Source organism: Shinella sumterensis, assembly GCF_004514425.2.
GTDB lineage: Bacteria > Pseudomonadota > Alphaproteobacteria > Rhizobiales > Rhizobiaceae > Shinella > Shinella sumterensis.
Genome location: NZ_MYFN02000010.1, coordinates 129105 through 153239 on the forward strand (window position 1 = coordinate 129105; position 24135 = coordinate 153239).

21 protein-coding genes are annotated in these 24135 nt (G+C 64.9%); 2 read left to right on the forward strand and 19 right to left on the reverse strand.

Features of this window, described 5'->3' with window-relative positions; all coding sequences use genetic code 11:
* Positions 1–78: 78 nt before the first annotated feature.
* From B5M41_RS18285 to B5M41_RS18325, 9 genes are all read right to left on the reverse strand, one after another.
* A complete protein-coding gene (locus B5M41_RS18285; RefSeq protein WP_134649347.1) occupies positions 79–1506 on the reverse strand; it encodes a mannose-1-phosphate guanylyltransferase/mannose-6-phosphate isomerase in 1428 nt (475 codons plus the stop codon).
* 167 nt (positions 1507–1673) lie between these two features.
* Positions 1674–2081 carry a F0F1 ATP synthase subunit epsilon gene (locus B5M41_RS18290; protein ID WP_134649346.1) on the reverse strand — a complete coding sequence of 136 codons (408 nt, stop codon included), beginning with the start codon at positions 2079–2081 and terminating at the stop codon, positions 1674–1676.
* Between the two features lie 74 nt (positions 2082–2155).
* The gene (gene atpD / locus B5M41_RS18295) at positions 2156–3754 is read right to left on the reverse strand and encodes a F0F1 ATP synthase subunit beta (RefSeq protein ID WP_134649345.1); all 1599 of its coding nucleotides are present in this window, start codon (positions 3752–3754) and stop codon (positions 2156–2158) included.
* A 26-nt stretch (positions 3755–3780) separates the two neighbouring features.
* Entirely contained in the window at positions 3781–4662 is an 882-nt protein-coding gene (locus B5M41_RS18300) for a F0F1 ATP synthase subunit gamma (protein WP_134649344.1), read from the reverse strand.
* Between the two features lie 116 nt (positions 4663–4778).
* Positions 4779–6308 (reverse strand): F0F1 ATP synthase subunit alpha, encoded by a 1530-nt coding sequence (gene atpA, locus B5M41_RS18305; protein WP_134649343.1) that lies wholly within the window; start codon positions 6306–6308, stop codon positions 4779–4781.
* Positions 6308–6874 carry a F0F1 ATP synthase subunit delta gene (locus B5M41_RS18310; RefSeq protein ID WP_134649342.1) on the reverse strand — a complete coding sequence of 189 codons (567 nt, stop codon included), beginning with the start codon at positions 6872–6874 and terminating at the stop codon, positions 6308–6310. Before B5M41_RS18310 ends, atpA begins: the two co-directional genes overlap by 1 nt.
* 260 nt (positions 6875–7134) lie before the next feature.
* Complete coding sequence (locus B5M41_RS18315; RefSeq protein WP_134649430.1) at positions 7135–7518, reverse strand: AGROH133_08824 family phage infection protein; 384 nt, start codon at positions 7516–7518, stop codon at positions 7135–7137.
* A 103-nt stretch (positions 7519–7621) separates the two neighbouring features.
* On the reverse strand, positions 7622–9826 hold the full coding sequence (locus tag B5M41_RS18320; protein ID WP_134649341.1) for a primosomal protein N': 2205 nt from the start codon (positions 9824–9826) through the stop codon (positions 7622–7624).
* A gap of 57 nt (positions 9827–9883) precedes the next feature.
* Positions 9884–11020, reverse strand: a complete 1137-nt coding sequence (locus tag B5M41_RS18325; protein ID WP_134649340.1) for an AAA family ATPase — start codon at positions 11018–11020, stop codon at positions 9884–9886.
* A gap of 157 nt (positions 11021–11177) precedes the next feature.
* Here B5M41_RS18325 and B5M41_RS18330 point away from each other — a divergent pair, with 157 nt between their 5' ends.
* Together B5M41_RS18330 and B5M41_RS18335 are read left to right on the forward strand one after the other, a co-directional pair.
* Positions 11178–12113, forward strand: a complete 936-nt coding sequence (locus B5M41_RS18330; protein ID WP_134649339.1) for a tyrosine recombinase XerC — start codon at positions 11178–11180, stop codon at positions 12111–12113.
* 63 nt (positions 12114–12176) lie between these two features.
* Complete coding sequence (locus tag B5M41_RS18335) at positions 12177–13259, forward strand: TraB/GumN family protein (RefSeq protein WP_134649338.1); 1083 nt, start codon at positions 12177–12179, stop codon at positions 13257–13259.
* On the opposite strand, the gene B5M41_RS18340 is transcribed toward B5M41_RS18335, so the two are convergent.
* The 10 genes from B5M41_RS18340 to sucC form a co-directional block, all read right to left on the reverse strand.
* Positions 13243–13737, reverse strand: coding sequence for a DUF2867 domain-containing protein (locus B5M41_RS18340; RefSeq protein WP_230640216.1), 495 nt, complete (start codon positions 13735–13737; stop codon positions 13243–13245). The two genes, B5M41_RS18335 and B5M41_RS18340, sit on opposite strands and share 17 nt — an antisense overlap.
* A gap of 97 nt (positions 13738–13834) precedes the next feature.
* Positions 13835–15241 (reverse strand): dihydrolipoyl dehydrogenase, encoded by a 1407-nt coding sequence (gene lpdA / locus B5M41_RS18345; protein ID WP_134649336.1) that lies wholly within the window; start codon positions 15239–15241, stop codon positions 13835–13837.
* 23 nt (positions 15242–15264) lie between these two features.
* Complete coding sequence (locus tag B5M41_RS18350; protein ID WP_134649335.1) at positions 15265–16017, reverse strand: SDR family oxidoreductase; 753 nt, start codon at positions 16015–16017, stop codon at positions 15265–15267.
* Positions 16014–16502 (reverse strand): hypothetical protein, encoded by a 489-nt coding sequence (locus B5M41_RS18355; RefSeq protein ID WP_134649334.1) that lies wholly within the window; start codon positions 16500–16502, stop codon positions 16014–16016. The genes B5M41_RS18350 and B5M41_RS18355 overlap by 4 nt, the downstream gene beginning before the upstream one ends.
* A 3-nt stretch (positions 16503–16505) precedes the next feature.
* The gene (locus B5M41_RS18360) at positions 16506–17150 is read right to left on the reverse strand and encodes a LysE family translocator (protein WP_134649333.1); all 645 of its coding nucleotides are present in this window, start codon (positions 17148–17150) and stop codon (positions 16506–16508) included.
* A 13-nt stretch (positions 17151–17163) separates the two neighbouring features.
* Positions 17164–17574: an MAPEG family protein gene (locus tag B5M41_RS18365; RefSeq protein ID WP_134649332.1), complete on the reverse strand. Its 411-nt coding sequence runs from the start codon at positions 17572–17574 to the stop codon at positions 17164–17166.
* 10 nt (positions 17575–17584) lie between these two features.
* Positions 17585–18832: a 2-oxoglutarate dehydrogenase complex dihydrolipoyllysine-residue succinyltransferase gene (gene odhB, locus B5M41_RS18370; RefSeq protein ID WP_134649331.1), complete on the reverse strand. Its 1248-nt coding sequence runs from the start codon at positions 18830–18832 to the stop codon at positions 17585–17587.
* A gap of 48 nt (positions 18833–18880) precedes the next feature.
* Positions 18881–21877 (reverse strand): 2-oxoglutarate dehydrogenase E1 component, encoded by a 2997-nt coding sequence (locus B5M41_RS18375; RefSeq protein WP_134649330.1) that lies wholly within the window; start codon positions 21875–21877, stop codon positions 18881–18883.
* A 139-nt stretch (positions 21878–22016) separates the two neighbouring features.
* On the reverse strand, positions 22017–22919 hold the full coding sequence (gene sucD, locus B5M41_RS18380) for a succinate--CoA ligase subunit alpha (RefSeq protein ID WP_134649329.1): 903 nt from the start codon (positions 22917–22919) through the stop codon (positions 22017–22019).
* Between the two features lie 17 nt (positions 22920–22936).
* On the reverse strand, positions 22937–24130 hold the full coding sequence (gene sucC, locus B5M41_RS18385) for an ADP-forming succinate--CoA ligase subunit beta (RefSeq protein ID WP_134649328.1): 1194 nt from the start codon (positions 24128–24130) through the stop codon (positions 22937–22939).
* Positions 24131–24135 lie beyond the last annotated feature (5 nt).

Here is a 24135-nt window from a genome sequence, read left to right on the forward strand (position 1 = left end):
GATCTGTACCCGTGAAGTCGTCCTCCCGGCCCAAGATGTCAAGAGGACGATATGAAGCGCCCTTGCGGGGCCACGGCCTCAGCCGCGGCCGAACTCGTCCTCGATGCGGATGATATCGTCCTCGCCGAGATAGGATCCGGTCTGTACCTCGATCAGTTCCAGGAGGATCTTGCCGGGATTGGCGAGCCGGTGCAGCTCGCCCTGCGGGATATAGACCGACTCGTTTTCCCTGAGCGCGATGGTCTTGTCGCCGATCGTCACCTCGGCGGTACCGCGCACCACGATCCAGTGCTCGGAGCGGTGGTGGTGCTTTTGCAGGGAGAGCCGCTTGCCCGGCGTGACGAACAGGCGCTTCACCTGGAAACGCTCGCCGTTCAGCACGGACGTATAACCGCCCCACGGACGGTAGGCTGTCGGGTGGGTCTCCGTCAGCTTCTGCGTCTTGGGCAGGCTGGCAAGCTGCTTGACGAGCTTGCCGACATTCTGGCTGTCCTCCAGCCGGCCGACATAGACCGCATCCTCACTGGCCACGACGGCGATGTCGTCCAGCCCCTGCACCGCCACGTGAATGTCACGCGAGATGATCAGCGAATTGCGTGTATCGAGCACCGTCGTGCTGCCGTCGGCCACATTGCCGGCCTCGTCCCGCTGCCCGATCTTCCACACCGAATCCCAGCTGCCGAGATCCGACCAGGAAATCGGCGAGGGAACGACGGCCGCGATGGGCGTCTTCTCGAAGATCGCGTAATCGATGGAGATATCCGGCGCACGCGTGAAGGCCGCCTCGTCGAGCCGTTCGAAATCGAGATCGTGCTGCGCCTTGTCCACGGCCTCCTGCGCGGCCGCAAGAACTTCGGGTGCGTATTGCTGGAGTTCGCGCAGGAAAAGCCCGACAGGCAGCATGAACATGCCGGAGTTCCAGAGATAGCCGCCCGCCGAAAGCATTTCGACAGCCCTTTCGCGATCCGGCTTTTCGACGAAGCGATGCACGGCGTTGGCGCCATTGCCGAGGTCTTCGCCGATCTCGATGTAGCCGTAGCCGGTCGCAGGCTCGTTCGGCGTGATGCCGAATGTCACCAGCCGTCCCGCTCTGGCAGCGACCGCCGCCTTGTCGATACAGCCGAAATAGGTGGAATCGGCGTTGATCTCGTGGTCGGAGGCAAGCACCTGCATGAGCGCCTCCTCGCCGTACTTGCGCAGGACCACCGTCGCGGCCGCGGCGAGCGCCGGCGCCGTGTTGCGCGCCACCGGCTCCAGCAGGATGGATGCGAGCGAAACGCCCGCCGTGCGCGCCTGTTCGGCCACGAGAAAGCGGAAATCGCTGTTCGTGATCACGACGGCCGGCTCATAGCGCGCCGTGTCCGAGACCCGCGCCAGCGTCCGCTGGAAAAGCGTCGTCTCACCGAGGAATTCGAGGAACTGCTTGGGAGCCGATGCGCGTGACAGCGGCCACAGGCGGGTGCCCTTGCCGCCGGCCATGATTACGGGCACGATCTTGCTGCTCATTGTTCCTCACCATGACGCCATGGCCCCCAACCCCGGCGGGCCGTCCTGCGGGATATCTTTCTTAATGGTCGCCGGCGCAAACAGCAAATGCCACAACCGCAACGCCGGATGACCGCAACAAAAAACCCGCCGGAGGCGGGTTCGATGCGCAGCGATAAACGCGGGCGTCAGGCGGGAACGACGATGCCGCGCAGCGTGGTGAGCTCCGCGAGATAGCTCTCGATGCCGAACTTGTGTTCGTCCGTCGTTGCCTGCGCCAGCTCGGTACGGGCCGCCTCGACGCGCCGCGTAATCTGATCGACGTTGAAGTCGTCGACATGAACGGCGGATTCGGCGAGCAGCGTGCAGCCGGTCGGAATGATATCCGCGAAACCGCCGAAGACCACAAAGCGGTCCTTCCTGCCGTCCGCGAACTTCACGGTGACGACACCCGGCTTGATCGTCGTCATGGTCGGCGCGTGGTTGGCCATGACGGTCATCTCGCCCTCGGTCGCCGGGATGACGACTTCGCTGACGCTGCCGGAAACCAGCAGGCGCTCGGGAGAAACGAGTTCAAAGTTGAAGTTGTCAGCCATGACCATTCACTTTTTCTGATTTCATACGGCCGGGAAGATTGGCGGGCGCGCCCATCGGGCGCCCGCCAAAAACATCAAGCGGCTTCTGCAGCCAGCTTCTTGGCCTTCTCGACGGCTTCTTCCATCGAACCGACCATGTAGAAGGCAGCCTCCGGAAGGTGGTCGTACTCGCCGTTGACGAGGCCCTTGAAGCCCTTGATCGTGTCTTCGAGAGCAACCAGCTTGCCCGGCGAACCGGTGAAGACTTCGGCCACGAAGAACGGCTGCGACAGGAAGCGCTCGATCTTGCGGGCGCGGGCAACGGCCAGCTTGTCGTCTTCCGACAGTTCGTCCATGCCCAGGATGGCGATGATGTCCTGCAGGGCCTTGTAGCGCTGCAGCGTCGTCTGGACCTTACGGGCGACTTCGTAGTGCTCTTCGCCGACAACCATCGGGTCGAGCATGCGCGAGGTCGAGTCGAGCGGGTCAACGGCCGGGTAGATGCCCTTTTCGGCAATCGAACGCGAAAGAACGGTCGTTGCGTCAAGGTGGGCGAACGAGGTGGCCGGCGCAGGGTCGGTCAAGTCGTCGGCGGGAACGTAGATGGCCTGAACCGAGGTGATCGAGCCCTTGGTCGTGGTCGTGATGCGCTCCTGCATCTGGCCCATGTCCGTGGCGAGCGTCGGCTGATAGCCCACGGCCGACGGGATACGGCCGAGCAGAGCCGACACTTCGGAACCTGCCTGCGTGAAGCGGAAGATGTTGTCGACGAAGAACAGAACGTCCTGGCCCTTGTCGCGGAAGTCTTCAGCGATCGTCAGACCCGTCAGAGCAACGCGTGCACGTGCGCCCGGGGGTTCGTTCATCTGGCCGTAAACGAGGGCAGCCTTGGAGCCTTCGCCGCCGCCGTGCTTGTTCACGCCCGATTCGATCATTTCGTGGTAGAGGTCGTTGCCTTCGCGGGTACGTTCACCCACGCCTGCGAATACCGAGTAACCACCGTGCGCCTTGGCGACGTTGTTGATCAGTTCCATGATGAGAACGGTCTTGCCAACGCCGGCGCCGCCGAACAAGCCGATCTTGCCGCCCTTTGCATAGGGAGCGAGAAGGTCGACGACCTTGATGCCGGTGACGAGGATCTGGGCTTCCGTGGACTGCTCGACGTAGGACGGTGCTTCCTGGTGGATCGCACGCTTGCCGGAGGTAACCAGCGGGCCGGCTTCGTCGACGGGCTCGCCGATGACGTTCATGATGCGGCCGAGCGTTTCCGGGCCGACCGGAACGGTGATCGGGGCGCCCGTGTCTGCAACGGCCTGGCCGCGGACGAGACCTTCGGTCGAGTCCATGGCGATCGTGCGAACGGTGTTTTCGCCGAGGTGCTGGGCGACTTCGAGAACGAGGCGGTTGCCGTTGTTGTCGGTTTCCAGCGCGTTCAGGATCTGCGGCAGTTCACCGTCGAACGAAACGTCGACGACGGCGCCGATGACCTGCGTCACGCGTCCGGTTGCAACAAAAGCAGCCGGAGCCGCAGCCTTCGTGGAGGCCTTGGCGGCAGCGGTCTTCGCAGCCGGTGCCTTTGCGGCCGGAGCCTTGGTTGCAGGGGCTGCGGCCGGAGCCGCCGCTGCTGCGGCCGTCTTGGTCGCAGCCGGCTTCTTTGCCGCTGCGGTGTCCTTCGGGGTAGCTGCCTTAGCCATGTCTCTTACCCTCTTTGTCCTGGTCCTTAGAGCGCTTCAGCGCCCGAGATGATTTCGATGAGTTCCTTGGTGATCTGAGCCTGGCGCTGACGGTTGTAGTTGAGCGTCAGCTTGTTGATCATTTCACCAGCATTGCGGGTCGCGTTGTCCATGGCGCTCATCTTGGCGCCCATTTCGCCGGCGACGTTCTCGAGCAGGGCCCGGAAGATCTGGACGGAAATGTTGCGCGGGATGAGATCGCCGAGGATCGCGGCGGCATCCGGCTCGTAGTCGTAGATCGCGGTCGCACCGGTCGTCTCCGCCACGGCCGCCGGAGCGGAAGCCGGGATGAGCTGGAGCGCGGTCGGAATCTGCGAGATGACCGACTTGAACTCAGAATAGAACAGCGTGCAGACGTCGAACTCGCCCTTCTCGAACAGACCGATGACCTTGCGGCCGACCTGGTCAGCGTTCTCGAAGCCGATGCGCTTGACTTCGCGCAGATCGACGCGGTCGATGATCAGCGAAGCGTATTCGCGCCGCAGGATATCGAAGCCCTTCTTGCCCACGCAGATGATCTTGACCGTCTTGCCGCTCGCCAGAAGCTTGCGGGTGTGGTCACGCGCCAGACGAGCAATCTGCGAATTGAAACCGCCGCACAGGCCACGCTCGGCCGTGCAGACGACGAGCAGATGAACCTGGTCCTTGCCCGTGCCGGTCATCAGACGCGGCGCGCTATCGTCCTGGCCGACGGCCTGGGCGATGTTGGCGAGAACCGCGCTCATGCGCTGCGAATAGGGCCGGGCAGCCTCGGCCGCTTCCTGGGCACGCCGAAGCTTCGCCGCGGCGACCATTTTCATCGCCTTGGTGATCTTCTGCGTCGCCTTGACGGAGGCGATCCGGTTTTTCAGATCCTTAAGTGAAGGCATCCGTTTTCCGTCCTGTAGCACGATCTCCCGGACAGGTGTCGGGGATGGTCATGCGTCAAATCCAAAAGCTCGGAGCACCTGCGCGCCTTGGGCGCGCAGGGCTGGAACCGTCAGCCTCAGCCGAAGGTTTTGGCGAAGGTGTCGAGAGCAGCCTTGAGCTTGCCCTTCGTGTCGTCGCTGATCGCCTTGTCGGTGCGGATGGTGTCGAGGATCGCCTTGCCTTCCGAGCGGAAGTAGGCGAGCAGACCCTGCTCGAACTTGCCGACGTCGGAGACGGCGATCTTGTCGAGGTAGCCGTTCACGCCAGCGAAGATCACCACGACCTGCTCTTCCGTCTTCAGCGGCGAGAACTGCGGCTGCTTCAGGAGTTCGGTCAGGCGGGCACCGCGGTTCAGCAGGCGCTGCGTTGCGGCATCGAGGTCCGAGCCGAACTGGGCGAAGGCTGCCATTTCGCGATACTGGGCAAGTTCGCCCTTGATCGAGCCGGCGACCTGCTTCATCGCCTTGATCTGTGCGGACGAGCCGACGCGGGAAACCGACAGACCAACGTTAACGGCCGGGCGGATACCCTGGTAGAACAGGTCCGTCTCAAGGAAGATCTGGCCGTCGGTGATCGAGATCACGTTGGTCGGGATGAACGCCGAAACGTCGTTGCCCTGGGTTTCGATGACCGGCAGAGCCGTCAGCGAGCCAGCGCCCATGTCATCGTTGAGCTTCGCAGCGCGCTCGAGGAGACGCGAGTGCAGGTAGAAAACGTCGCCCGGATAGGCTTCGCGGCCCGGCGGGCGGCGCAGCAGCAGCGACATCTGGCGGTAGGAAACGGCCTGCTTGGAAAGGTCGTCGTAGCCGATCAGGGCGTGCTGGCCGTTGTCACGGAAGTATTCGCCCATCGCGCAACCGGCGAACGGTGCGAGATACTGCATCGGCGCCGGGTCGGACGCCGTTGCGGCCACGATGATCGAGTACTGGAGAGCGCCGCGCTCTTCGAGAACCTTCACGAACTGGGCAACGGTCGAACGCTTCTGGCCGATAGCGACATAGACGCAGTACAGCTTGTCGCCGTCGGGGCCGTTGTCGTGGATGGCCTTCTGGTTCAGGATCGTGTCCAGAATGATGGCGGTCTTGCCGGTCTGGCGGTCGCCGATGACGAGCTCGCGCTGGCCGCGGCCGACCGGGATGAGGGCGTCGATGGCCTTGAGGCCGGTCGACATCGGCTCGTGAACCGACTTGCGCGGAATGATGCCGGGAGCCTTGACGTCAACGCGGGCGCGCTTGGCGGCGTTGATCGGGCCCTTGCCGTCGATCGGGTTACCGAGCGCGTCGACGACGCGGCCGAGCAGTTCCGGACCGACCGGAACGTCAACGATGGCGCCGGTCCGCTTGACGGTGTCGCCTTCCTTGATGTCACGGTCCGAACCGAAGATCACGACACCGACGTTGTCGCTTTCCAGGTTCAGCGCCATCCCGCGGATACCGCCGGGGAATTCGACCATTTCACCAGCCTGAACGTTGTCGAGGCCGTAAACGCGGGCGATACCGTCACCGACGGAGAGCACCTGGCCGACTTCAGAGACTTCCGCCTCTTTGCCGAAATTTTTGATCTGATCTTTGAGAATTGCGGAAATTTCCGCGGCGCGGATATCCATCAGCCGACCTCTTTCAGTGCAAGCTTAAGAGTAGAGAGTTTGGTGCGAAGGGACGTGTCGATCTGGCGCGATCCCACCTTGACGATCAGACCACCGAGAATGGACGGGTCGACGGTGACGGCGATCGCCACGTCTTTGCCGGTGACGCCTTTCAGCGCCGCCTTCAATTCAGTTTCCTGCGCTGCGGTGAGCGCATGGGCCGACGTGACGTCGGCCGTGATTTCGCCGCGAGCGCGGGCCGCAATGGCGCGGTAGGCCTTGATCATGCCGGGAACGGCGAAGAGGCGGCGATTTGACGCAACCACCTTGAGGAAGTTTGCCACGAGGCCCGTGATGCCGGCCTTGGCGGCAACGGCGGAAATGGCCTTGGTCTGATCTTCGGCGGAGAAGACGGGGCTGACGATCAGCCGCTTCAGGTCATCGCTCTCATCGATCAGGGCCTGGAAACGGTCGAGATCGGCGCCGACAGCGGCAGCGGAGCCAGCTTCCTGCGCAAGGTCGAAAAGCGAAGACGCGTATCTTTCTGCAACACCGGAAACGAGCTGGGATGTGTCTGCCACGGGCACAAGCTTCTCTTCTTTTCATCCAGAGCGTTGGTCAGTAGCGGAGCTACGGCCCTAACACACTGAAATCGTTGCTGTAATCTTCAGCTCCCACAGGCTTTGACGCCCGCTTTTTCTGAATTTCGCGGTTCGTCTAGCATAGGAAACCCGGACTCGCAACACGCCGGACGCAGGAATGCGCCATAAGTCGGCCATAGTCGGGGCGAAACTTCACGGCGTGAGGTGTGTTCGTCTGTCAGAGGATATGAAACGCCGCTTTTGGCTCAGATGAAGCCGAATGCGTATCCGAGCGGGAGCGCCGCCAGCACTGCCTGGACCGCAAGCACGAGAAGGTTCTTTAACGTGAGGGAACCGTCCGACAGAAGCGAGAGAATGCGGCCGAAGGCGGCCAGTGCGAAACCTCCGCCAATCGCCATGTAGATCCAGCTTTGCGCCATCATCAGCGCGACGATGGCAAGCCCGGCATAGAAGCCGCCGGCCGAGCGCACGAAGGCCAGCCCTTCCCGGCTCGCCTCCTGAACCTGCAGGCCCGCAAGCCGGAGCGCCGTGCCCGGCGCAAACAGGGCGAACAATCCGATAAGCCCCGTCGCGACGGCCGCACAGAAGGCCAGGAACTCGCCGGTTTCGGTGGGTATGTAGAATTCCATCATGGCGGCCTCCGTCGCTTCGCGCGCATCCTCTATCGCATGGCGCGCCACGCCGCAGAAGCGGGGCAGGCGCCTGCGCACAATTCTTTGTTAACCATGCGCTTCAGAGGAAGCTCTGTGGATCGATGTCGAGCTGGACCTGGATCGACGCGCGTTCCTTCGGTCCATTGGCAAGCATCGCGCGCAGGAAGGCCTGCATCTCGCTTCCGCGCCGGCCGTGCACCAGAAGGCGGAAGCGATGACGGCCGCGCACCAGCGCGAGCGGCGCCTCCGCCGGCCCGAGGATCGAGATGCCGTCCGCATGGGGGGCCGCCTGGCGCAGGCCCCGCGCATGCGCTTCCGCCTCGTTGCGGCTGTCGGCCGAGACGATGACGGAGGCGAGCCGGCCGAAGGGCGGCAGGAGCGCCTTTTCCCGCTCGCCGATCTCGCGGTCGTAGAAGGCCTGCGCGTCGCCGGAGACGATGGCCTGCATGACCGGATGTGTCGGCTGATAGGTCTGGATGAGGCCGTGGCTCTTGAGGCCGGAGCGGCCTGCGCGGCCCGTCACCTGTGACAGCAGCTGGAACGTGCGCTCGGCCGCCCGCGGATCGCCGTTCGACAGGCCGAGATCCGCATCCACCACGCCGACCAGCGACATCAGCGGGAAATTGTGCCCCTTGGCCACCAACTGCGTGCCGATGACGATATCCGCCTCGCCGCGCGCGATCGCTTCCAGCTCCAGCCTGAGCCGCTTCACGCCCATCAGGTCGGAGGAAAGCACGATGGTCCGCGCCTCCGGGAAATGTCGCTCCACCTCTTCTGCGATACGCTCGACGCCCGGCCCGCAGGCCGCGAGGTGGTCGAACGTGCCGCATTCCGGGCAGGCTTCGGGCGTGCGCTCGGCATAGCCGCAATGGTGGCACTGTATCTGCCCGCGGAAACGATGCTCCACCAGCCAGCTCGAGCACTGCGGGCACTGGAAGCGATGGCCGCAAACCCGGCAAAGCGTCAACGGGGCGTAGCCGCGCCGGTTGAGGAAGAGCAGCGCCTGCTGTTCCTTCTCGATGGTGCGTGCAATGCCGCGCAGCATGATGGGCGAGAGAAAGCCGCCCCGCGCCGGTGGATGGCGGCGCATGTCGATGAGATGCAGATCCGGCAGCGCCGCATCGCCATAGCGCGTCGGCAGGTGCAGTTTCCGGTACCGCCCGACATCGCTGTTGACGCGGCTTTCCACCGACGGTGTCGCCGAGACGAGCACGGCCGGAAAGTCGCCGATTCGCGCCCTGACCACCGCCATGTCGCGCGCATTGTAGAAGACGCGGTCTTCCTGCTTGTAAGCGGGGTCGTGCTCCTCGTCGACGATGACGAGGCCGAGATTCTCGAAGGGCAGGAAGAGCGCCGAGCGCGCGCCGGCGACCACCCGCACGTCGCCCGTCGTGACCTGCCGCCAGACCTTTTCGCGGGTGCGCGGCGCGAGATCAGAATGCCACTCCGCGGGCTTGGCGCCGAAACGATCCTGAAAGCGTTCGAGGAAGCTCGCCGTCAGCGCGATTTCCGGCAGCAGGATCAGCACCTGCCGGCCCTTCCGCAGCGTTTCGGCAATCGCCTCGAAATAGACCTCCGTCTTGCCCGAGCCGGTGATGCCGTCGATCAGGGACACCGAGAATTCGCCCTTGCGCACGCTCTCGATGAGTTCAGCCGCACTTTCCGTCTGCGGCCCTTCCAGCCGCGGCGCGACATAATCGGGGTCGGGCGGCGCAACGACCGGCGGCGGCGGCAGGAAGACCGTTTCGAACGTGCCCTGCTTGACCAGTCCATCGACGACACTCGTCGAGGTGCCCGAGGCGTGGGCAAGCCCCGAACGCGTCCAGGGAAGGCCATCTTCCACCAGCTCCAGCACGCGCTCGCGTGCGCTGGTCAGGCGCTCCGGCCGGTGGCCGGTGAAGCGCAGCCCCTCGATCATCGGCTCGGGATCGAAAGCGGTCGGCGCGCGCAGCGCCATGCGCGTCACGAGACCGGGCGGCGTGACGGTATAGGCGGAGACCCAATCGAGGAAATCGCGCATTTCCTTCGACAGCGGTGGGCAGTCGAAGACCTTTTCGATGGGCCGGAGCTTCTTCGGATCGACCTTGCCGTCATCGCCGCCGTCCCACACGACACCGGGCACCAGCCGTGGCCCGAGCGGCACCTGCACGATCGAGCCCGGCTGAACCGCCATGCCGTCAGGCACCGTATAGGAATAGGGCACCGGCGTCGGCACCGGCACCATGACGGGCACCGTGCGCGGAAAGAGTTTGTCTCCGAAAAGGTCGGTCGAATCGCTGCTCATTTCCCGCGACCATGCCCCCATGGCCGCGGGAAGAAAACCGCAAAGATGAAGCCGGCGTCATTCGTCATCGTCGGCCATAACGCCCGTCAGCCGCATGCCGTCGATCCAGGTCGCGCCGTCATTGCGCACGACCCGTTTCGCGCGCACCCCGCAACGCGCCTCCACCTCGGCGGCCAGCCGCTCGGAATGGGTGACGACCCACAGCTGGCTCGTCTGCGCCGCCTGCGCGATCATCTCGGCGAGCGGCGAGAGCATGTCCGGGTGAAGGCTCGCCTCCGGTTCGTTGAGCGCGATCAGCGGCGGCGTGCGATAGGACAACAGCGCGGCGGCGAGCGCCAGAAAGCGGATCTGCCCGTCGGACAATTCGCGTGGCTGAAAGACGCGCTGCGGAAACTGCGGGAAGATCAGCCCGTAGGAGGCGAATTCCTCCGGCTCCGGCACCGAAAGCTGGGCCCCGCCGAACGCATCCGCCACCGCCCGGTCGAGATCGACCGTGTCCTGCCGCGTCCATCGCAGCGTCGCAAACACCGCCGCCATATTGGCCCCGTCCTGGTCGAGCAGCGGGGCGGTAACGGCAAGGCACGGCTGGCGCAGCGCCGAATCCCGGTCGGAGCGGAAGCCATGGAAGAACCGCCATTGCGAGACCGCCCGGCGAAAGGTGCCGATTTCAGGGTAGTGTCCGGCATCGCCCAGCAGCGCGACCGCCGTTTCCGATGTCAGCGCCTGCTCGGGATATTCGACCATGCGGCCGTTCTCGTCGCGCACCATGATGCCCGGTCCGGCACGCTTCATGACGGCGACGGGGCGCCGCCCGGTCTCGATCGACAGCTCCTCGGCCTTGACCTGCGGCTCGAAGGTAAAGCCCGCGGCCGCCTTCGACGGGCGCAGCCCGGCTTCCACACGATAGCGGAAGGTGATCGCGCGTTCCTCGTCGAGAAGTTCCGTTTCCAACCGGATGCGCACCGGCTCGTTGGCGCGCCGCTTGCCCGTCCAAAGCGCCGAGGCCATGCCGCCCTCCGCGGCGATCTCATGCGCAAAATTCCCGCGCACGGCCGCCTGCACCAGTTGCAGGGAACGGTAGAGGTTCGACTTTCCCGCCCCGTTTTCCCCGACGAACAGGTTCACGCGCCCGAGATCCATGCGGATCGCGCGCAGCGAGCGGTAGTTTTCGGCAGACATGGAACGCAGCAGCATGGACCTATCCGGTTTGTCGAGGCACGTTTTAGGAACGGCTTCGTGTCTACAGGAAGGCAGGCTACTTTGGCGAGCGCTGTGCGGAACGTTAGCAGATCCCTAACGCAAATCGCCGATCCTGCGACGGACACTCCGGGGCAATCGCCAAAGGCAGGACATGACGGACCTTCTCATCATCGCCGATCCAACGCTCATGAACGAGCGGCAGGCATGGCTCGCAGCGCTTGCCGGCGAGCGTCGCCTTTCGGCCAACACGCTGGACGCCTACGAGCGCGACACCCGCCAGTTCCTCGCCTTCCTGACCGGGCACCTCGCCGCACCGGCCAGCCTGAAGGACATCGGCAACCTGCGGCCGGCGGACCTGCGTGGCTTCCTTGCCGCCCGCCGGCGCGACGGCGCGGGCGCGCGAACGCTCGGCCGCGGCCTTGCCGGCCTGCGCTCCTTCCTGCGTCATCTGGAGCGCAAGGGTCTCGCCAATTCCGCCGGCGCGACCGCCGTCCGCTCGCCGAAACAGCCGAAATCGCTGCCGAAGCCGCTCTCCGACCGACAGGCCATCGCCGTCGTCGATGCGCACGAGCAGCTGGCCGATGAACCATGGATCCGCGCCCGCAACGCCGCCGTGCTCGCCCTGCTCTACGGCTGCGGCCTGCGTATCTCGGAGGCGCTGGCGCTGACAAAGGCCGATTTCGCGGGAAGCCCGACATCGCTGCGCATCACCGGCAAGGGCGGCAAGACGCGCATCGTGCCGCTCATTGCGCCCGCCCGCGTGGGCGTGGAGGATTACATCAAGCTCTGCCCCTTCCCGCTCGGCGACGACGGGCCGCTGTTTCGCGGCGCGCGGGGCGGTGCCTTGCAGCCGGCGATCATACAACGGGAAATGCAGAAGATGCGCGGCGCGCTCGGCCTGCCGGACAGCGCCACGCCGCACGCACTGCGCCATTCCTTCGCCACCCATCTTCTGGCCGGCGGCGGCGACCTGCGCACCATCCAGGAACTGCTCGGCCATGCCAGCCTTTCCACCACGCAGGTCTATACCGGTGTCGATTCCGCGCGGCTGCTCGAAATCTACGACCGCGCCCATCCGCGCGCCTGATCCGTTAAGAGATTCGTGAGAACCCCGGGACTAGGGTCGCCGCACAATGCAGGGAGTTCGACCATGACAGTCCTTCTTCACAAAAGCCGCGTGGCGCTTGCCGACCGGGCGGCGGATGCCGGCCTGTGGCTGCTCGCCGCCGTCAACGTGCTGATCGCGCTCGCATTCCTGGTCGTGCTCGCATCCCTGTCGCCGGCGAACGCGCAGGACCTTCCGGCCTGCAGCGGCAACAACCTGCTCGCCAAGGTCGAAAAGAACGATCCTGCCGCCTTCGCCAAACTGCGCGCGGAGGCCGATGCCGTGCCGAACGGCAAGGCCATCTTCTGGAAGATCGAGAAGGACGGCAAGCCGGCCTCCTGGCTGCTCGGCACCATGCATGTGACCGATCCGCGCGTCGTCGCCATGCCGGACGGCGCACGCAAGGCCTTCGACGAGGCCGTGACGGTCGTCGTCGAATCCGACGAAATCGCCGACGAGAAGAAGGCCGGCGTCACCATTCTGGCGCGGCCGGACCTGACCATGTTCACCGACGGCAAGTCGATCACCGACTTCCTCGACAAGGACGATGCCGAGACGCTGGCCGAGGGGCTGAAAGGCCGCGGCCTGTCGCTGGCCGCCGTCGCGCGCATGAAGCCGTGGATGATCGCGAGCTTCGTCGCGCTGCCCGCCTGCGAGATCACCCGAAAGACGGCCGGCGCCGCCTTCCTGGACCAGAAACTCGCCACGGATGCGCTGGCCGAAGGCAAAACCCTCAAGGGTCTCGAAACCCTGATCGAACAGATTTCCGCCCTCGATTCGCTGCCCATCGAACCGCAGATCCAAGGCCTTGTGCAGACCGTCGCGCTCGGCGACACGCTGCAGGACGTGATCGAGACGATGAGCCAGCTCTATCTGGCCGGCGATGTCGGCATGATCATGCCGATGATGCGCGCCGCAGCACCCCTGGAAGAGGGCGAGGTCGACAGCTATGCCGATTTCGAACAGCGCATCATCATCGACCGCAACCACACCATGGCGACCCGGGCTGCCCCGATCCTGGCGGACGGCAACGTCTTCATGGCCGTGGGCGCGCTGCATCTTCCCGGCACGGAAGGCGTCGTGGAACTGCTGCGCAAGAAAGGCTTTACGGTTACGGCCGTGAACTGATCACGCGCGCGCCGATCCCTGACAGCATGGTGCGGACGATCAGCTTGTGGAACGGCAGGACGGCGGCAAGGTAGAGCCGCCCGAGCAGGTTGTTGCGATGGACGAGGGTCATGATGGAGAGCGTCTGGCCGCAGGGCCGGTCGGACCGCACGTCGATGACGATGCGGAAGTCCAGGTGCCGGTCGTCGAAGCCCAGCACCACCCGGTCGTCGGTGACGCTCACCACGGGAAAGCCGCCGATCTCCCTGTCAGATGTCCGCACCTCGCCCGCCGCGCCTTTCAGCCCGAACGGCGCGACCAGCGCGTTACGCAGCACCATCAGCCTGCGTATCCAGCGCGGCGGATGCTCCAGCGCCAGCCGCGCGGCCTCGCGTGCCGTGAGATGATCAACAGGCAGGCCGAGCGTGAACCGGTCCGCCCAGTCGGCGGCGGGAAGAACGGGATGGGGGAGCGAGACGGGTCTCGACACGGGCGACATGGCAGCCTCCTTCAGGACCGCCATGCTGCGCTTTAACGCCCGGAGATGACAGGCGGCCGGTTGTCGCAGCCGCCCACTTCTATCGCATATGATCGGATCACATGTGGATGGGCTTGAAGAAGGTCGCGAGCGCGGCTTCCTTCACGGCTTCCGACATGGTCGGGTGCGCGTGGCAGGTGCGGCCGAGATCTTCGGAGGAGCCGCCGAACTCCATCAGCACGGCCGCCTCGTGGATCATCTCGCCGGCACCGAAGCCGACGATATGCACGCCAAGCACGCGGTCCGTGTCCTTGTCGGCCAGAACCTTCACGAAACCGTCCGTCGCCAACATGGCGCGGGCGCGGCCGTTGGCCGTGAACGGGAACTTGCCCACCTTGTAGGCGATGCCCGCGGCCTTCAACTCTTCCTCGGTCTTGCCGACGGAGGCGACCTCCGGCTGCGTGTAGACGACACCGGGGATGACGTCATAGTTCACATGACCCGCCTGTCCGGCGAGGATTTCGGCAACGGCGACACCCTCGTCTTCCGCCTTGTGGGCGAGCATCGGGCCGCGCACGACGTCGCCGAGCGCATAGATGCCGGGAACGTTCGTCTGGAAATGCTTGTCGATCTCGACGCGGCCGCGGCTGTCGAGCGCCACGCCGGCTTCCGCAAGGCCGAGGCCTTCGGTGTAGGGCTTGCGGCCGGTGGCGATCAGCACGACATCGGCGTCGATGGTGGTGGCCTCACCGCCCTTGACCGGCTCGAAGGTCACCTTGGCGCCCGCGCCCGTCTTCTCCACGCCCGTCACCTTGGCGCCGAGCTTGAAGTCGATGCCCTGCTTGGCCAGCATGCGCTGGAACTGCTTGGAGACCTCGCCGTCCATGCCGCCGAGGATCGTATCGAGATATTCCACGACCGTGACCTTGGCGCCGAGGCGCGCCCAGACCGAACCGAGCTCCAGCCCGATGACGCCGCCGCCGACGACGACCAGATGGCCAGGCACCTTGTCGAGCGCAATGCCGCCCGTCGAGGAGACGATGACCTTTTCATCGATCTCGACCGGGACGCCCGGAATGCCGGCGACGTCGGAACCCGTGGCGATCACGATGTTCTTCGTTTCGAGGACCTGCTCCTCGCCCTTGTCATTGGTGACGGAGACCTTGCCGGCGCCCAGCACCTTGCCGGTGCCCTGGATGCCGTCGATCTTGTTCTTCTTGAAGAGGAAGGCGACGCCGTCGACATTCGACTTCACCGTCGCATCCTTGTGCGCCATCATCTTCGGCAGATTGAGGGTGGGCTTCACGCCGTCGATGCCGAGCGCTTCCATGCCGTGGGCGGCGTGGCTGTAGGTCTCCGACGCATGCAGCAGCGCCTTGGAGGGGATGCAGCCGACATTGAGGCAGGTGCCGCCATAGGTGGCGCGCTTTTCGACGACCGCGACCTTCAGCCCGAGCTGGGCCGCCTTGATGGCGCAGACATAGCCGCCGGGGCCGGAACCGATAACGATGAGATCATATGCCATGACAAGTCCTTCCTGCGCAGGGCCTAGCGGCCGCCGCTGACGTTGAGGGCGGCACCCGTTACATAGGATGCCGCATCGGAGAGAAGATAGAGAATGGATTGAGCCACTTCATCGGCCGTGCCCGGCCGCTGCATCGGGATGAGCGACGCCATGTCGCGCGCCCGGTCCGGCAAGCCGCCGGAAGCGTGGATTTCGGTATCGATGATGCCGGGGCGCACGAGGTTCACGCGAACGCCTTCAGCTGCGACCTCACGGGCGAGGCCAATGGTGAAGCTCTCGATCGCGCCCTTGCTGGCGGCATAGTCGACATACTGCCCGGCAGCACCGAGCAGGGCCGCAACGGAGGAGAGGTTGACGATCGCCCCGCCCGCGCCGCCGTGACGGGTCGACATGCGACGTACGGCTTCCTGCGCGCAGCGGATGGAGCCCATGACGTTGACGGCGAACATGCGCTCCAGCCGCTCGGACGACATCTCGTCGACGCGCTGCGGCGTCGCCACGATGCCGGCATTGTTGACGAGGCCGTCGAGCCGGCCGAACGTGCCGTCGATGGTCGAGAAGATCGAGGCAAGGCCAAGCTCGGTGCCCACATCGCCCTGAACGGGGATCGCCGAACCGCCGGCCGCGCGGATATCCGCCACCACGGCTTCGGCGGCCTGGAGATTGGTGACATAGTTCACGGCAACCTGCCAGCCGGCCGCACCCGCCAACCGGCAAACGCTGGCGCCGATGCCACGGCTGCCGCCGGTCACGAGAAGAACGGGAGCCTCGCTCACGCCGCGCACCCCTTGAGCTTGAGAAGATCCCACGGCACCACCTTTGCCTTGCCCTCGTCCCACAGCTTCGAATAGCGCAGTGACGGGCCAAAGCCGGAGAGCAGTACGCCTGCCGTTGCCGTAGCACTCTCCTCAGGCAGGTCGGCCGCATCGCCCGCGCCGTCGAGCGCGTAGATCACGCCCTCCCAGACCGTGCAGGCGGCGATCTCCTCGCCGGTCACATCGCCCTCCGGGCACTTGTACATGACCATGCCGTTCGAGCGGGCGGGATCGCCCGGCATGACGATACCGTCAAGCACGGTGCCGCTTGAAAGGACCTTCAGCTTGAAATGATGGCTCGTCGCGGCAGCGTCGGAGCCGATGGGTTCGAAGGTCAGTTCATAGCCGCCGTCGCGGTCTGCGTAGATCGCGCGGTCCTGCCGGCACTCCGCCGCAAAGGCGGAGGTTGCGGCAAGCAGACCGGCAAGGACGAGGACGACGCGCATTGTTCAGTGCGCCTTTTCCGTCGCGAGCTTGATGCCCAGCGCGATGAAGACGAGGCCGCTCGTGCGGTCGATCCACTGGCTGGCCCGCGAGAATGCCGCACGCATGCGCGGCGTCGTCATGAAAAGCGAGACGCCGACGAACCAGGCGATCAGGCAGGTTGCCATGACGAGGCCGTAGCCGAACTTCACGGCGATCGGCGTGTGCGCGCTGACGACGGTGGAGAAGATCGACAGGAAGAAGAACACCGCCTTGGGATTGAGCGCATTGGCAAGGAAGCCGAGCCCGAAGGCGCGCAGCGCCGACTGGTCGCTCTTTGCACCCTCGCGCCCCTCCACCGCCTCGAGCGAGAGATCGGCCTTGCCGGCGCGCAGCGCCTTGATGCCGATATAGATGAGATAGGCCACGCCGCACCACTTCACGATGTTGAAGAGGTAGATCGACTGGGAAATGATCAGCCCGAGGCCGAGGATCGTGTAGGTGACGTGGAACATCAGCGACGCGCCGACGCCGAAGGACGTGACGATCGCCGCCCGGCGCCCGTGCACGAGCGACTGGCGCATGACCATGGCGAGATCGGCCCCCGGCGAAACGATGGCGAAGGAGAAGATGGCCATCAGCGAGGCGAGTTCGAGAAGATAGCTGCTCATCGCGCTCGTCCTCCTAGACGATGATGGCGCCCGCCATCACCGCCAGGCCCGCCAGCGAGGCAAGCCAGACCAGCGAGCGGATATAGGGAATGCCCGTCAGATAGAGCGGGATATAGACGAGGCGGGCAATGAACCACAGCCATGCGCCGATGAGACCCCAGCCCGAGGGGTCGCCGGCAATCGCAAGCGCCAGGGCAAGCGCGACGAAACCGGCATAGGTCTCGCGGAAGTTGGCGGACGCGCGCGCGGCGCGTCCGGCGAGGATGCCTTGCGGTTCGTGCGCGCCGTCACGCGGACCGGCATTCCACTGCGAACCGAGCTCGCGCGTGGCGAGCATGCCCTGCAGGAGGATATGGAAGACGAGCAGCGCCACGCTCAGGACGATGAGCACGAGCATGGGGTAAGCCAACGCTGCCGTCTCCATGAAAGCCTCCTTAGAGATCCAGAACCAGACGCTCCGGATCTTCCAGGCTGTCCTTGACGCGAACGAGGAAGGTCACCGCTTCCTTGCCGTCGACGATACGGTGGTCATAGGACAGCGCGAGATACATCATCGGGCGGATGACGATCTGGCCACCGACGACGACCGGGCGCTCCTGGATCTTGTGCATGCCGAGGATGCCCGACTGCGGGGCGTTCAGGATCGGCGAGGACATCAGCGAGCCGTAGACGCCGCCGTTCGAGATGGTGAACGTGCCGCCCTGCATGTCGGCCATGGAGAGCGCGCCGTCACGCGCGGCCTTGCCGAGACGGCCGATTTCCTTCTCGATGGCGGCAATGCCCATCTGGTCGGCATCGCGCACGACCGGAACCACCAGACCCTTGTCCGTGCCGACGGCGACGCCGACATGGCAGTAGTTCTTGTAGATGATGTCGGTGCCGTCGATTTCGGCATTGACGGCCGGCAGTTCCTTCAGCGCATGCGTCACGGCCTTGGTGAAGAAGCCCATGAAGCCGAGCTTTACGCCGTGCTTCTTCTCGAAGAGGTCCTTGTAGCGGTTGCGCAGGTCCATCACGGCCGACATGTCCACCTCGTTGTAGGTGGTCAGCATGGCTGCGGTGTTCTGCGCGTCCTTGAGGCGCTTGGCGATGGTCTGGCGCAGGCGCGTCATCTTCACGCGTTCTTCGCGCGGCGCATCGGCCTCGGAGGAGGCCGGACGGGCGGCAACCTTGGCAGGCTCGGCCGATGCAGCCGTCGATGCCGTGATGCCCTTGGCGACGGCAGCCAGCACGTCGCCCTTCAGCACCTGGCCGCGCTTGCCCGAACCATCGACCTGATCGGCCGAGAGGTTGTTTTCGGCAAGAAGCTTTGCGGCGGCAGGAGCCGCCGGCATGGTGGACGCGCCGCCGGCGGCGGGCTTGGCTTCGGCGGCCGGAGCGGCGGCAGGGGCCTTCTCGACCTTTTCGGCAGCGGCGGGAGCGGCAGCGGCAGCACCGGCGGACGCGCCTTCGGTGATCTGGCCGAGCAGGCCGCCCGGCTCGACGGTCTCGCCGGCATTGGCGGTGATTTCGCCCAGCACGCCCGAGGCGGGCGCCGGCACTTCGATCGTCACCTTGTCGGTTTCGAGCTCACAGAGCGGCTCGTCCGCCTTGACGACGTCGCCGACCTTCTTGAACCAGGTGCCGACGGTCGCTTCGCTGACGGATTCGCCCAGGGTCGGGACGCGGATTTCGGTAGCCATGATTGTGTTCCGTTCGTTCGTGTCTTGTTGTCAGGGATACCGGGCGGATCAACCGCCCAGCGCGTCCTCTAGGAAGGCGGCGAGCTGCGCGAGGTGCTTCGACATCAGGCCCGTTGCCGGCGATGCGGCAGCCGGACGGCCGGTGTAGCGCACACGCTGGTACTTGGCGTCGATATGGGCGAGCACCCATTCGAGATAAGGATCGATGAACGCCCAGGCGCCCATGTTCTTGGGCTCTTCCTGGCACCAGACCATCTCGGCGTTGCGGAAGCGCGAAAGCTCGTTGATCAGCGCCTTGGCCGGGAACGGATAGAGCTGTTCCAGACGCAGCAGATAGACATCGTCGATGCCGCGCTTTTCGCGCTCTTCCAGCAGGTCGTAGTAGACCTTGCCCGAGCACATCACGACACGGCGGATCTTAGCGTCCTTCTGGAGCTTGATCGGCCCGTCCTTGATCACCTCGGCGTCGTCCCACAGCAGACGATGGAACGAGGTTTCCCCCGCCATTTCCGACAGCGACGAGACGGCCCGCTTGTGGCGCAGCAGCGACTTCGGCGTCATCATGATGAGCGGCTTGCGGAAATCGCGCTTCACCTGGCGACGCAGGATGTGGAAATAGTTCGCCGGCGTCGTGACGTTGGCGACCTGCATGTTGTCTTCCGCGCAGAGCTGCAGGAAGCGCTCAAGACGGGCGGAGGAATGCTCCGGACCCTGGCCCTCATAGCCATGCGGCAGAAGGCAGACGAGGCCCGACATGCGCAACCACTTGCGTTCGCCCGACGAGATGAACTGGTCGAAGATGACCTGTGCACCATTGGCGAAGTCGCCGAACTGGGCCTCCCAAAGGGTGAGCGCGTTCGGACGGGCCAGCGAATAGCCGTATTCGAAGCCGAGCACGGCTTCTTCCGAGAGCATCGAGTTGATGACCTCGTAGCGCGCCTGCGTGGGCGACAGGTTGGCGAGCGGAATGTAGCGGTCTTCGGTTTCCTGATCGTAGAGAACCGAGTGACGCTGCGAGAACGTGCCGCGCTCGCAATCCTGGCCGGACAGGCGGATCTTGGTGCCTTCCACGCACAGCGTGCCGAAAGCCAGAGCCTCGCCCATCGCCCAGTCGATGCCCTCGCCCGTCTCGATCATCTGCATGCGGTTGTCCATGAACCGCTGGATGGTCTTGTGAGCCTTGAAGCCTTCCGGGATCGTCGCGATCTTGCGGCCGATTTCCTTGAGCTGCTTCATCGGCACCGAGGTCTTGCCGCGGCGCTGTTCGTCCTGGTTGTCGGCCGAGCGCAGGCCCGACCATGCACCGTCGAGCCAGTCGGCCTTGTTCGGCTTGTAGGATTGGCCGGCCTCGAACTCCTGTTCGAGATTGGCGCGCCAGTCGGCCTTCATCTTCTCGAATTCGCCTTCGGAGATGACGCCTTCGGCAATGAGCCGCGCGCCATAAAGGCTGACCACGGTCTTGTGGGCGCGGATCGCCTTGTACATCTTCGGCTGCGTGAACGCCGGCTCGTCGCCTTCGTTGTGGCCGAAGCGGCGGTAGCAGAAGATATCCAGCACGACCGGCTTGTGGAACTTCATGCGGAATTCGGTCGCGACCTTGGCGGCATAGGTCACCGCTTCCGGATCATCGCCGTTCACATGGAAGATCGGCGCCTCGATCATCTTGGCCACGTCAGACGGATAGGGCGAAGAGCGCGAGAAGGCCGGGTTCGTGGTGAAGCCGATCTGGTTGTTGATGATGACGTGGACCGTGCCGGCGACGCGATGGCCGCGCAGGCCGGACAGGCCGAGGATTTCGGCCACGACGCCCTGGCCTGCAAAGGCCGCATCGCCGTGCAGCAGGAGCGGCATCACCTTCGCGCGTTCACGCAGCGGAATGATATCGCCTTCGAACACCGTCGCCATCTGGTCCTGCTTGGCGCGGGCCTTGCCCATCACGACAGGGTTGACGATCTCGAGATGCGAGGGGTTGGCCGTCAGCGACAGGTGCACCTTGTTGCCGTCGAACTCGCGGTCCGAGGAGGCGCCGAGATGGTACTTCACGTCGCCGGAACCTTCGACGTCGTCAGGCGCGTAGGAGCCGCCCTTGAACTCGTGGAACACGGCGCGGTGGGGCTTGGCCATCACGTTGGTGAGAACGTTCAGGCGGCCGCGGTGGGCCATGCCGAGCACGATTTCCTTGAGGCCCAGCTGGCCGCCGCGCTTGATGATCTGCTCCAGCGCCGGGATCAGCGCTTCGCCGCCATCCAGGCCGAAACGCTTGGTGCCCTTGTACTTGACGTCGATGAACTGCTCGAAGCCCTCGGCCTCGATCAGCTTCTGGAGGATCGCCTTCTTGCCCTCGGGCGTGAAATCGACGCCCTTGTCCGGGCCTTCGATGCGCTCCTGGATCCAGCCCTTTTCCTCCGGGTTGGAGATGTGCATGAATTCGACGCCGATCGTCGAGCAGTAGGTGCGCTCGAGGATTTCGACCATTTCGCGCACGGTGGCATATTCGAGGCCGAGCACGTTATCGATGAAGATCTTGCGGTCGAGGTCCTTCTCCTCGAACCCGTAATTCGAAGGCGAAAGCTCGTGATAGTCCTCGACGGGTGCCGCGATGGCGAGCGGGTCGAGCTTGGCGTGCAGGTGGCCGCGGGCGCGGTAGGCGCGGATCATCATGATGGCGCGCACGCTGTCGCGTGTCGCCTGGTTCACATCGGCCTGGTTGACGGGCGTGCCGGTCTGCGCGGCGGCGGCTTCAGCCTTGGCCTGCACCTTCTTTTCCAGGACCTTTTCGACCACGCCCCAATTGCCGTCGAGCGCGGAGACGAGTTCGCCATTGGCGGCGATCGGCCAGTTCGCGCGCTTCCACGAAGCACCCTTGGCGGCCTTCACGACATCGGAAGGCTGGTCTTCGAGTGCCTTGAAGAAGGCCTGCCATTCCTCGCCGACGGAGGCGGGGTTCGCCTCGTACTGGGCATAGAGCTGCTCGATATAGGCCGCGTTCGCTCCGTCGAGGAAGGAAGTGGCCAGGAATTGTTCGTTGGCGTCTTGCCGTGCCATGGTCTTTCGCGGGCGCCGCGCCCGCCTCCCGAACGATCGTGTTGACCGGGCCTGCCCGGTTTTCCGCCCGCCCGGCTTTTAGCCGGCGACCGGTGAGATGGGTCGGCCGGCTTCGTCAGCCGGCCAGCCCGTTTCGTTGTCAGCCCTTCAGGACTTCCACCAGCGTCTTGCCGAGGCGCGCCGGAGAGGGCGAAACCGTGATGCCCGCCGCTTCCATGGCGGCGATCTTGGATTCCGCATCGCCCTTGCCGCCCGAGACGACAGCGCCGGCATGGCCCATGGTGCGGCCCTTCGGCGCCGTGCGACCCGCGATGAAGCCGGCCATCGGCTTCTTGCGGCCCTTCCTGGCTTCGTCGATGAGGAACTGCGCCGCATCTTCTTCAGCCGAACCGCCGATCTCGCCGATCATGATGATGGACGTCGTGGCGTCGTCGGCCAGGAACATCTCCAGCACGTCGATGAATTCGGTGCCCTTGACCGGGTCGCCGCCGATGCCGACGGCCGTGGTCTGGCCGAGGCCTTCGTTGGAGGTCTGGAACACCGCTTCATAGGTAAGTGTGCCGGAGCGCGAAACAATACCGACGGAGCCCTTGCGGAAGATCGAGCCCGGCATGATGCCGATCTTGCATTCTTCCGGCGTCAGGATGCCGGGGCAGTTCGGGCCGAGCAGGCGCGAGGAGGAGCGGTCGAGGCGGGCCTTGACGCGCACCATGTCCGCGACCGGGATGCCCTCGGTGATGCAGGTGATGAACGGGATTTCCGCATCGATCGCCTCGATGATCGCGTCCGCGGCACCGGCCGGCGGAACGTAGATCACGGACGCATCCGCGCCGGTCTTTTCCTTGCCTTCGGCGACGGAGGCGAAGATCGGCAGGCTTTCGCCCTTGGAGCCGGTCCAGGTTTCGCCGCCCTTCTTCGGGTGGATGCCGCCGACCATCTGCGTGCCGTAATAGGCGAGCGCCTGTTCGGTGTGGAAGGTCCCGGTCTTGCCGGTCAGGCCCTGAACGAGGACCTTGGTGTTCTTGTTGACGAGAATCGACATGAGGTCTGGTCCTTCCGTTAGCCGTTGATCGCGGCGACGATCTTCTTGGCAGCGTCGTCCAGATCGTCGGCGGCGGTGATCGCCAGGCCGGATTCGTTCAGGATCTTCTTGCCAAGCTCGACATTCGTGCCTTCGAGGCGAACGACCAGCGGAACCTTGAGGCCGACTTCCTGCACGGCAGCGACCACGCCTTCGGCGATGACGTCACACTTCATGATGCCGCCGAAGATGTTGACGAGGATGCCCTCGACCTTCGGGTCGGCGGTGATGATCTTGAAGGCAGCCGCCACCTTCTCCTTGCCGGCGCCGCCGCCGACGTCGCAGAAGTTCGCCGGCTCCTTGCCGTAGAGCTTGATGATGTCCATCGTCGCCATGGCGAGACCGGCGCCGTTGACCATGCAGCCGATGTTGCCGTCGAGCGCCACATAGGCGAGATCCCACTTGGAGGCCTCGATTTCCTTGGCGTCTTCCTCGGTCTCGTCGCGCAGCGCCTTGATGTCTTCGTGGCGGAACAGCGCGTTGCCGTCGAAGGAGACCTTGGCGTCGAGAACGCGCACGCGGCCGTTCTTCATGACGATCAGCGGGTTGATCTCGAGCAGGCTCATGTCCTTCTCGACAAACGCCTTGTAGAGGATCGGGAACAGCTTCTCGCCGTCGGCCTTGGCTTCACCTTCGAGCTTGAGGGCCGAGGTCAGCTTCGCCAGATCGTCGGCGGTGACGCCTTTCTCCGGGTTGATCGCGACGGTGACGATCTTCTCCGGCGTGTCATGCGCGACGGCCTCGATGTCCATGCCGCCTTCAGTGGAGACGACGAAGGCCACCTCGCCGACGGAACGGTCGACCAGCAGGGAGAGATAGAGTTCGCGGTCGATATCGGCGCCGTCCTCGATATAGAGGCGGTTCACCTGCTTGCCGGCAGGGCCGGTCTGGGCGGTGACGAGCGTATTGCCGAGCATTTCCTTGGCATGGGCCTTGGCTTCGTCGATAGAGAAGGCAAGGCGCACGCCGCCCTTCGCATCGGGACCGAGCTCCTTGAACTTGCCCTTGCCGCGGCCGCCGGCATGAATCTGGCTCTTGACCACGTAAAGCGGGCCGGGCAGCGACTTGGCAGCCGCCTCGGCCTCGTCGGCGGAGAAGATCGCCACGCCTTCGGCGACCGGCGCGCCATAGCTCTTCAGAAGAGCCTTGGCCTGATATTCATGAATGTTCATGGTGA